This is a genomic window from Microbacterium sp. Root180 (genome assembly GCF_001428485.1).
Lineage (GTDB): Bacteria > Actinomycetota > Actinomycetes > Actinomycetales > Microbacteriaceae > Microbacterium.
On sequence record NZ_LMHS01000001.1, the window covers coordinates 16,770 to 26,488 of the forward strand.

General features: G+C 71.9%; 12 protein-coding genes. 5 read left to right on the top strand and 7 right to left on the bottom strand.

Translation table 11 applies throughout. The annotated features are described in order from the left end of the window. Window positions 1–32 precede the first annotated feature (32 nt). Window positions 33–1,151: a glycerate kinase gene (locus ASD93_RS00110; RefSeq protein ID WP_056117378.1), complete on the bottom strand. Its 1,119-nt coding sequence runs from the start codon at window positions 1,149–1,151 to the stop codon at window positions 33–35. Window position 1,152: 1 nt separating this feature from the next. Continuing rightward, window positions 1,153–1,413: an ROK family protein gene (locus tag ASD93_RS16305; RefSeq protein ID WP_056117381.1), complete on the bottom strand. Its 261-nt coding sequence runs from the start codon at window positions 1,411–1,413 to the stop codon at window positions 1,153–1,155. A gap of 213 nt (window positions 1,414–1,626) precedes the next feature. Between ASD93_RS16305 and ASD93_RS00120 the strand changes: the two genes are divergently transcribed. Then, on the top strand, window positions 1,627–2,166 hold the full coding sequence (locus ASD93_RS00120) for a YaeQ family protein (RefSeq protein ID WP_056117384.1): 540 nt from the start codon (window positions 1,627–1,629) through the stop codon (window positions 2,164–2,166). Between the two features lie 392 nt (window positions 2,167–2,558). On the opposite strand, the gene panB is transcribed toward ASD93_RS00120, so the two are convergent. The 3 genes from panB to ASD93_RS00135 are packed head-to-tail and all read right to left on the bottom strand — an operon-like array spanning window position 2,559 to window position 5,067. Then, window positions 2,559–3,470 carry a 3-methyl-2-oxobutanoate hydroxymethyltransferase gene (gene panB / locus ASD93_RS00125; RefSeq protein ID WP_056117387.1) on the bottom strand — a complete coding sequence of 304 codons (912 nt, stop codon included), beginning with the start codon at window positions 3,468–3,470 and terminating at the stop codon, window positions 2,559–2,561. Further along, window positions 3,467–4,318, bottom strand: coding sequence for a pantoate--beta-alanine ligase (gene panC, locus ASD93_RS00130; RefSeq protein WP_056117389.1), 852 nt, complete (start codon window positions 4,316–4,318; stop codon window positions 3,467–3,469). Before panC ends, panB begins: the two co-directional genes overlap by 4 nt. Continuing rightward, window positions 4,315–5,067: a DUF2520 domain-containing protein gene (locus tag ASD93_RS00135; RefSeq protein WP_056118960.1), complete on the bottom strand. Its 753-nt coding sequence runs from the start codon at window positions 5,065–5,067 to the stop codon at window positions 4,315–4,317. The genes panC and ASD93_RS00135 overlap by 4 nt, the downstream gene beginning before the upstream one ends. Window positions 5,068–5,219: 152 nt before the next feature. On the opposite strand from ASD93_RS00135, the gene ASD93_RS00140 reads away from it, so the two are divergent. Beyond that, window positions 5,220–5,771 carry a potassium channel family protein gene (locus ASD93_RS00140; RefSeq protein WP_200950561.1) on the top strand — a complete coding sequence of 184 codons (552 nt, stop codon included), beginning with the start codon at window positions 5,220–5,222 and terminating at the stop codon, window positions 5,769–5,771. 15 nt (window positions 5,772–5,786) lie between these two features. Here the strand turns inward: ASD93_RS00140 and ASD93_RS00145 are convergent, their stop codons facing one another. After that, entirely contained in the window at window positions 5,787–6,536 is a 750-nt protein-coding gene (locus tag ASD93_RS00145; protein WP_056117392.1) for a YidC/Oxa1 family membrane protein insertase, read from the bottom strand. Between the two features lie 97 nt (window positions 6,537–6,633). After that, complete coding sequence (locus ASD93_RS00150; RefSeq protein ID WP_056117395.1) at window positions 6,634–6,915, bottom strand: DUF6412 domain-containing protein; 282 nt, start codon at window positions 6,913–6,915, stop codon at window positions 6,634–6,636. Window positions 6,916–7,011: 96 nt separating this feature from the next. Here ASD93_RS00150 and ASD93_RS00155 point away from each other — a divergent pair, with 96 nt between their 5' ends. The 3 genes from ASD93_RS00155 (at window position 7,012) to ASD93_RS00165 (ending at window position 9,711) form a co-directional block, all read left to right on the top strand. Further along, window positions 7,012–7,872, top strand: coding sequence for an ion transporter (locus ASD93_RS00155; protein WP_056117398.1), 861 nt, complete (start codon window positions 7,012–7,014; stop codon window positions 7,870–7,872). A gap of 44 nt (window positions 7,873–7,916) precedes the next feature. Continuing rightward, window positions 7,917–8,723: a CPBP family intramembrane glutamic endopeptidase gene (locus ASD93_RS00160; protein ID WP_056117401.1), complete on the top strand. Its 807-nt coding sequence runs from the start codon at window positions 7,917–7,919 to the stop codon at window positions 8,721–8,723. Between the two features lie 130 nt (window positions 8,724–8,853). Continuing rightward, window positions 8,854–9,711 carry a sulfurtransferase gene (locus ASD93_RS00165; RefSeq protein WP_056117403.1) on the top strand — a complete coding sequence of 286 codons (858 nt, stop codon included), beginning with the start codon at window positions 8,854–8,856 and terminating at the stop codon, window positions 9,709–9,711. Window positions 9,712–9,719 lie beyond the last annotated feature (8 nt).

The following is a 9,719-nucleotide window of genomic DNA, read 5'->3' on the forward strand; positions in this document are numbered from 1 at the left end:
TCGATCTCCGGAGAAGTGGCGGCGGCCGGGCATCAGGCGAGGCGGCGCGCCAGTTCCGCGCCTGCGGCGAACAGCCAGCGCGCCGGGTCGGAGAGGGAGGCCTCGCCGGACCCGGCGAGTTCGGTGAGCGAGACCGCATCGGCGAAGTCCGACACGTCGGCGTCCGCGGCGATCCTTCCGGCGACCAGTGCGACGGGCACGCCGGCAGCCCGGGCCAGGGCCCGGACGAGGTCGGGGGCCTTGCCCGCCGCGGACTGCCCGTCGAACGAGCCCTCGCCGGCGACGACGACGGATGCCGCCCCGACGGCCGCAGGCAGCCCGATGAGTTCTGCTACCGCGTCGGCACCGGGGACGAGCCTCGCGCCCCACGCGATAAGCCCGAACCCGGTACCGCCCGCCGCGCCCGCGCCGGGAGTGCCGGGATCGACGTCGACGAGGGCGGCGAGCCGGCCCAGCCCCGCGTCCAGGAGCGCGATCTCGTCCGGTCCCGCACCCTTCTGCGGACCGAAGACGGCCGCGGCGCCGAGGTCGCCCCGCAGCGGATTCGTCACATCGGTCAGCACGGTCACCCCGCCCGCCGGGAGAGCCGGCAGGCCGGTCAGGTCGGCCGACGAGAGCGAGCCCAGACCGCGTCCGCCCGGCGGAATCGGGCGGGATGCGGCATCCGTGAACCGCGCGCCCAGGGCCGACAGCATGCCGGTTCCCCCGTCCGTCGAGGCGCTGCTGCCGATGCCGAGCACGAGGCGCGAGACGCCGTGCGCGAGTGCCGCGGCGATCGCCTCGCCGAACCCGCGCGTGTCGGCGTCGAGCGGACGCAGGCGCGACGGGGAGCCCAGCAGCTCGATGCCCGACGTCGAGGCGAGCTCGACCACGGCGGTCCCGTCCGGTGCGTCCGAGGCGGGGGGAAGGAGGAGCCAGGATGCCGCGATCCGGTCCCCTTCGGGCCCGGTGACCGTGACGGGAACGCGCTCGGCGCCCGGCACTGCCGCGGCGAACGCGTCGAGCGTGCCCTCGCCGCCGTCCGCCATCGGGAGGAGTGTGATCTCGCGGTGCGGATCGACCGAGATCCAGCCGTCGCGCAGCGCCGCGACGGCATCGGCAGCACCGATCGAGCTCTTGAAGGAGTCCAGTGCGAGGACGACGGCGTCCATGTCAGCGGCTCAGAGCGGTATCGACGGCGGCTGCCGAGTACTCGCGGTCCACGACGAGCGCGCGCCTCGAGGCATCCGGGGGAAGGGATCCGTGCGCACCGCACTGACAGACCATGTCGTTGTCCCCCCGCGATCTCACGCGGCCGCCGTCACCGGCCCCGCTGCCGGCTCCACGATAGACCAGACCGTCGATCACGATGCCGGTTCCGAAATCCGACGAAACCGTGATGGCGCAGAGCGAGCGCCCACGGATGCGCCACACGCTGCGCCCCTGACGCCCGAGCGCTCTCGCCCGCGATCATCCGTCCCGCCGTCATGATTCGCGCCGCCGAGGACTCATAGAAGTGGACACCGGCTACGGGATGCCGGTGTCTTTGGAAGGCGAGGTCGAATCCGGGGGGATGCGCCTCGCTGCTCGGGGGGCACGGGAGTCGCGCATGGCGAGCGCGCCTCCCGAGCACCCTACGCTGGAGGAATGGCGCTCGGGGCGACGATCCACACCTTCACGGTGCAGCTGGCCGATGTCGATCGCGGCGTCTACGACGAGCTGCCGCTGCGGGTGGCGCGGCATCCGTCCGAGACCGCCGCCTTCATGTTCACGCGGGTCCTCGCCTACTGCCTCGAGTACGAAGAGGGCATCGTGTTCACCGAAGGCGTCTCGGCGAGCGACGAGCCGGCGGTCCTCGTCCGCGACCTCACCGGTCGTGTCACGGCGTGGATCGAGGTGGGCGCACCCGACGCCGAGCGCCTGCACTACGGCAGCAAGCTCGCCGACCGCACGGTCGTCTACACGCACCGCGATCCCGCCAAGGTGATGGCGCCGTGGGCCGGCAAGCGCATCCACGACGCCGAAGCGATCCGGCTGTTCTCGTTCGACCCCGGGTTCATCGATGCCGCGGTCGCGGTCATCGACCGGCGCAACACGATGACGCTGTCGGTCACGGAGCGCGAGCTCTACCTCGACCTCAACGGCACCACCCTCAACAGCGCCGTGCACGAGCACCGGATCGACTGACCCCGGCGAGGCATACCTTCGGGTTCGGTCGGGTTTGGGGCGCGATCCGTCCCTTGGGGCGCGACAGGTGCGCCCCAACGGACGGGATGCGCCCCAAACCCGGGAGGCATGGCGGCCAGACCCCGGCTAGGCCCGCTTCGGGTTCGGGGCACGATCCGTCCCTTGGGGCGTGAGAGGTGCGCCCCAACGGACGGGATGCGCCCCAAACCCGGGAGGCATGGCGCCAGACCCCGGCTAGGCCCGCTTCGGGTTCGGGGCGCGATCCGTCCCTTGGGGCGCGAGAGGTGCGCCCCAACGGACGGGATGCGCCCCAAACCCGGGAGGATGGCCGGGCTACCCGACCCGGGCTACGCGCACCGGGCTACGCCCGGCCGGGCTACGCCCGCCCCGGGCTACGCGCGGCGGGCGCGGGGCGGCGTGCTGGCGTCGAGGATCGCCCTCAGGCGCGCGGCCTCCTCGGCCGGCATCCCGTACCCGTGCTCGGGCTGCGGGTAGGCGCGTGAGCGCACCTCGTCGGCGTACGCCGTGACGCCGGCGAGCATCTCGGACCGCACGTCGGCGTAGCGCTTGACGAACCGGGCGGCGTGGCCGTCGTAGATGCCGAGCAGGTCGTGGAACACGAGCACCTGACCGTCGGCGGCGGGCCCCGCGCCGATGCCGATCACCGGCACCGCCAGACGCGGCATGATGGCCTCGGTCACGGCGGACGGGATGGCCTCGAACACGATGGCGAAGCAGCCGGCATCCTGCAGCGCGACCGCGCTCTCGCAGAGCGCGACCGCCTCCTCGGCGGTGCGCCCCTGTGCGCGGTAGCCGCCGATGGTCGCCGCGGTCTGCGGCGTCAGCCCGACGTGACCCATGACCGGGATGCCGGCTCCCACGATCGCGCGGGCGCGGTCGACCGACGACCCGCCGCGCTCGATCTTCACGGCGTCGCAGCCCGTGGTCTTGACGAAGCGCTGCGCCGTCGCGACGGCCTGCTCGTCGGAGCCCTCGTACGAGCCGAACGGAAGATCGGCGACCAGGAGCGGCGTCGAGAGGCCGCGGCGCACGGCCGCAGTGAGCATGATCATCTCGTCGACCGTGACCGGGACGGTGCTCTCGTGCCCGAGGACGGTCATCGCGGCGGAATCGCCGACGAGCACCACATCGACGCCGGCTGCTTCGGCGATCTGAGCGCTCGGGTAGTCGTACGCGGTGACCATCACGATGGGATCGCGATTCGCCTTGAGTGCGGCGAGGGCGCCGAACGTCACGCGCGGGCGCGACCCCGGCGCGGCGGGGGTCAGCGGTCCTGTGCTCATGGGGCAGCCTCCAGGATGCGGTTGTCGATCAGTCTCGCAGGTCCGACGCGTGCCGCGACAGCGAGGAGCGTCGGGCCGCTCACCCGCGCGACCTCGCTGAGGTCGTCGGGGGAGCGCAGTTCGAGGTACTCGGGCTCGATCGCGGCTGCGGAGAGCACAGCGGATGCCGCGGCGAGGACGGCCGCGGCATCCGTCCGTCCCTCCGTCACGGCCTGCTGGGCAGCCTCGAGCGCGCGGCCCAGCGCCGTCGCCCGCTCGCGGGACTCCGGGTCGAGGTAGACGTTGCGCGAGCTCATGGCCAGGCCGTCGGCTTCGCGCACGGTCGGGCAGGCCACCACGGTGACGGGCATGTCGAGATCGCGCACGAGGCGGCGGATCACGAGCACCTGCTGGGCGTCCTTCTGCCCGAAGTAGGCGTCGTCGGGCGCGACCATCTGGAAGAGCTTCGTGACGACGGTGGCCACGCCGTCGAAGTGACCGGCTCCGCGCGCGGCGCCGTCGAGCACGTCGGTGAGCCCCGATACGTGGATGCTGGTCGCGAACCCGTGCGGATACACCTCGGCGACCGACGGAGCGAAGATCACGTCCACGCCCGCCTCTTCGGCGAGGCGCGCATCGCGCTCCTCGTCACGCGGATACGCGGCGAGGTCCTCATTCGGTCCGAACTGCGTCGGATTGACGAAGAGCGACATCACCACGAGATCGTTCGCCGCCCGCGCGGCGCGGACGAGCGAGAGGTGGCCGTCGTGGAGCGCCCCCATCGTCGGCACGAGGCCGACCGAGCCGCCTCGCGAGCGGGCGGCGCGCACGGCGGCGCGCACGTCGGCGACGGTGCGGACGATCCTCATGCCGGTGACTCCTCGGTGCGCGCCAGCGCGCGGGTGCGGTCGGACAGCTCGTCGAAGAGGGCCAGCAGCTCGGGCGCGTCGGCGGCGACGGCGTCCCGCTGACGGTCGACGGTCTCCTCGTCTCCGCGTGCGATCGGGCCGGTGAGCGCCGCCCGCGGTCCGTGCGCGGCCCAGTTCTCGACGGTCCCGCGCACGAGCGGCACCAGGTGCGCGCGGAAGTCGGCGGGCAGCCCCGACGCCTCGGCCACCCGCTCGGCGGCCGCCTCGAGCGTCACGAGGAAGTTCGAGGCGATGGATGCCGCGGCGTGATATCCGGCCCGCTGCTCGTCCGTCACCTTGAACGGGCGTCCTCCGACGGCCCGGGCGAGCTCTTCGGCCGTACGCAGCGCGTCGGGGGAGACCCCCGCCACCGCGCAGCCGATGCCGGCGAACGCGTCCGCTCCCTCGGCTCCGGCGAACGAGCGCAGCGGATGCAGGCCGAAGTCGACGCCGGATCCTGCCAGCGGCGTCGCACCCGACGTGTGGGCGAGCAGCCGTCCACGTCCGCGCAGGGCCGCGGCGGCGGCGCCGAGCTCACGGTCGGGCACGCAGAGCAGCACGACGTCGGCCTCGGCGACGGTCTCGCCGCGTCCGAACGGTCCGGTGACGTCATACCCGGCGGCGGCGAAGGCGAGGGTGGCGACCCGACCGACGCGACCCGGTCCGACCACGCTGATGCGGGCGACGGTGCGGTGATCCGGGATGCTCATGGTCGTGGTCCGCGGGACGGCTGCGGCACCCGTCGAGTATCCCATCGACGGCGCACGCGGGAAAACTCGTTGCGCCGAGGACATGTCACTCGGCGTGGGTGACGACGGTTGAGCGGTTCTGCCGCCAACGTTGACCCGACGGAAGGAGACGGATGACCGAGCGTCCCATCGATCGGCTGAGCAGGTCGCAGCGGCGCCGCGTGGTCGCGTGGGGCATCCTGCGCGCGTTCATCGCCGCCGTGGTGCTGGTCTTCCTCTACTTCGTGGTCCCGCTCGAGTGGATCGACGACCTCCCGCCGGTGATGGCGATCATCGTCGCCGCCGGTGTGCTCGTGGGAGTGTCGGTGTGGCAGGTGATCGCGATCATCCGCTCCGAGGAACCCGGCCTTCGGGCCATCGAGGCGCTCGCCGTCATCGCCCCCCTCTACCTCCTCGCATTCGCCGCCGTCTACTTCCTGATGGGCCACAACGACCCGTCGAGCTTCACGCAGGAGCTCACCCGTATGGACGCCCTGTACTTCACGGTGACGGTGTTCGCGACGGTGGGGTTCGGCGACATCGCGGCGGTGAGTCAGACCGCCCGGGTGATCGTCACCATCCAGATGGTCCTGAACCTCATCCTGCTCGGCGCGGGTCTGCGTCTGCTCACGATGGCGGTCAAGCACGGCCGGAGCGAGAAGCCCGAGGAGCCCGCCGACGCCTGAGGCCGGCCGCGACGCTCAGCCGGCCGCGAGCGGATAGCGGCGCCGCAGCACGACGCGCTGCAGGAGCGTCCAGACGACCGTCGTCGCGAGGTAGAGCGCCGCGGCCAGTGGGACGAAGAGGGCGACGACCGCCGTCGTGAACTGCAGCGCGCCGACCAGTGCGCCCGCCCTGCCCGCCAGGGGCGAGGCATCCGCTTCGATACCCGCAGGCGGCCGGAAGGTGCGCCGCGTGACTTCCGCGATGACGACGATCACGGCGATCAGCACCGCGAACACCCCGAACGTCGCGACCGTCGCCGTGCCGCCGGCTGCCGCGCCGAACAGGCTCGTCCCCAGCGACACCCCCGCGAGGTGCTCTGCGAGCAGAGCATTCGGGTGGCCTGCGATGGCGGCGAAGGCGAAGAGCGCGTAGACCACGGCGAGCACGGGGGCCTGGGCGAGCATCGGCAGGCATCCGGCGAGGGGTGAGACTCCCTCGTCCGCGTAGAGCTTCATCGTCTCGCGTTGCAGTCGCTCCGGGTCACGGGCGTGGCGCCGCCGCAGCTCGCTCAGCAGCGGGGCGAGGCGGCTGCGGCTCTGCTCGGCCTTGGCCTGCGCGACGCCGGCGGGAATGAGCGCCGCGCGCACGAGCAGGGTCACGAGAATGACGGATGCCGCGGCCGCAGCATCGCCGGCGAGGGGCTGGAGCAGCTCGGCGAGGAGGAGGAGCCCGGAGTAGGCGGCGTCGAGGATCGCCGCGATCGGGGGAAAGGCGTAGATGTCCATGGGAGTCCGTTCGGTCGGTGTCTGGTGGCGGCAGAGGGCCACGAGAGCACCGGGTGCGCCGAACAGCGCCCGCAGGCGGGCGGAGACGGACTCCGGGTCAGGCGGCCGAAGCCGCCGCGCCGGGAGCTCGCGGACGCGAGTGACCCGGGGCATCCGGGTGGCTCTGCGTGAGCCGCACCGAGACGTCGATCGCGCGCAGGGGATGCGGCGACGACCCCGTCGCCGAGACCGGGAGCTCGACCAGGGTCAGCGTGATCGCCAGGACGGCGACGGCCGCGACGGCGGCAGCGGCGAACGCGAGGGCGCTGGGTTCGCGGATCGCGACCCCGGCGAAGACCTCGAGCAGGAGACGCAGCATCACGCCGATCGACTCGGTCATGCCCACCGCCTCTCGTCGGACTGGCCTCACGCTAACACTTCACGCGCGGAGAAGATCACCCCCAGGCGGCGATGCCCGCGGTGCCAGAATCCTGGCATGTCCGCACCTCGCTCCGAGCTCAAGAACACCTCGTACGAGATCTTCATCGGCGTGCTGTCGGTGCTCTCGATCTTCAACCTCGTCCTCGTCTACGCCTTCGTGAAGGATCCCGGGCTGCAGCAGATCCTGAACGTGATGAACGCCCTCTTCAGTGGGATCTTCCTGGGCGACTTCCTCTATCGGATCTTCACCGCCCCGTCGGCGAGCGCGTACTTCTTCCGCCATTTCGGATGGGCGGACCTGCTCGCGAGCCTGCCGTTCCCGCAGGCGAAGATCCTGCGCGTCTTCCGCCTTGTGCGCGTCAGCCGGCTCCTGCGGCAGCTCGGCATCCGCGCGGTGTGGAACACGATCGTGCGAGACCGTGCGAACAGCGCCCTGCTGGTGCTGCTGCTCATGGGCATCCTCGTGCTCGAGTTCGGCAGCCTGGCGATCCTGCGCATCGAGCAGTACGCCCCCGGAGCCAACATCACCTCGGCATCGGATGCCCTCTGGTACGTCATCGTGACGATCTCGACGGTCGGCTACGGCGACCAGTATCCCGTCACCGATCGGGGGCGACTGGTGGGCACGATCGTGATCGTGGTCGGCGTGGGTATCTTCGGCACGTTCACGGGCTACCTCGCCAATCTCTTCCTCGCGCCGCGCAAGGGCGACCGGACACCCGCGCCGGCGGAGGAGTCGACGGATGCCGCAGCGGCGGCGGTTTCGGACGCGCCGGACGCAGCATCCGTCACCGATGCCGCGCCCGTGGCGCCCGAACCGGCGGCGGACACCGCGACCGTCGACGAGCTGCGGGGCCTCCTGGCGGAGTCCGAGGCGAGCCTGGCACGCATGAAGGCGGTGCTCGGCGGCCGTTAGGTTGGCTGGGAGGACTGCCGCAGCCGACCGAAGGGTGACCACCGATGACGAGCGAGACGACCACGTCCGGCTGGGAGCGGTTCTGGGAGAAGGGGGACTGGTGGCGGGCGGTGATCCTCGTCGCCGCGTACTTCGTGCTGTATCAGGCAGCCTCGCTTCTCGTGCTTCCGCTGGTGGGAGGGCTGGAGCCGGGGACGTCGACGTACGTGCTGGTGGTGTTCGCCCTGCCGATCCTCCTCGGGGGCGTGATCCTCGTGGTCTTCGGGCTCTCCGTCGGATGGCTGAAGGCGGTGTTCGGTCCGCAGCCGATCCGCGGCAAGGGCTGGATGTGGATCGCGGTCGCCGTGGTCCTGCTGTTCAACGTGCTCCGCTTCCTCTCGATCGATTACGGGGCGGCCGGATTCGAGTACGTCGCGGTCTGGCTGCTCACGGGCCTGTTCATCGGCTTCGCCGAGGAGGTGCTCACCCGCGGATACGTCGTGAACATGATGCGCAAGGCCGGGCATCGCGAGATCACGGTGGCGCTGGTGTCGGCGGCGCTCTTCGCCGGGCTCCACATCGGCAATCTGCTCGGTGGGCAGTCGCTCTTCGCGACCGCGTTCCAGGTGCTCTACACCTTCGGGTTCGGCATCTGCATGTACCTCGCGCTCCGGGTCACCGGCACGATCATCGCTCCGATCCTGATCCACGCGAGCACCGACCCGTCGATCTTCCTGCAGACGGCGTACCCGGCGGACGGCCCGCTGACGGCGATCGCCGGCCTCGGCAACATCGCCGTGATCATCGCCGGCCTGGTGATGCTGTTCTTCATCCGCGGCCGGGTCGCCCCCGCCCCCTCCCCGCTCTCCTGACCCCGCGCGCGGCGTTCGGAGAGATTCCCGCGTGACGCCGTGTTGCGCCGCATCACGGCGTGTGACGTCTCGTCGCGGTGGATGACGGCCCGCGGTTCCGTGCGCTCACCCAGGACGTGAGCATGGGCGCATGGCCTCCCCGCTCATCTCGCCCCTCGAGCTCTCCCACCTGATCCGCGAGCATCGCCCCGTCCGGCTGCTCGACGTGCGCTGGCGTCTCGACGCGCCCGAAGGGCGCCCGGCGTACCTCGACGGCCACCTCCCGGGCGCGGTGTACGTCGACCTCGACCGCGAGCTCGCCCGGCGCGACGACCCGCGGCAGGGTCGGCATCCGCTTCCTCCGCGCGAGCAGCTGCAGGAGGCCGCCCGCCGGTGGGGAGTGAATTCGGGCGACGTCGTGGTGGCCTACGACGATCTGCACTCGGTTGCGGCCGCCCGCGCATGGTGGGTGCTGACGCGGTCGGGCCTCCCCGACGTGCGCGTGCTCGACGGCGGCCTGCGCGGCTGGCTCACCGAACGGCTGCCGCTCGACACCGGCGACGTTCTTCCCCGTCGCGGCGATGTGGAGCTGCAGGAGATCGAGCACGGGGTCGCCGACATCGACGACGTCGAGGACTGGCCGTGGAAGGGCGTCCTCCTCGATGTGCGCGCGCCGGAGCGCTATCGCGGCGATTCCGAGCCGCTCGACCCCGTGGCCGGTCATATCCCGGGCGCCGTCAACCTGCCGACCACCACGCACCTCGTCGCCGGGCGCTTCCGCTCGCCCGACGAGATCCGCGCCGAGTTCGCCGCGGCAGGAGTCGTGGACGGCGTGGCCGTCGCCGCATACTGCGGCTCCGGCATCGCCGCGTCGCACACCGCCCTCGCCGGCGCGATCGCGGGCATCGATGTGACGGTGTATCCCGGCTCGTGGAGCCAGTGGTCGAACTCGCGCGGCCGCCTCGTCGCCGTCGGCACCACCCCGTCGGCGGAGGTCTCGCGCCTGTGAGCGGGCCG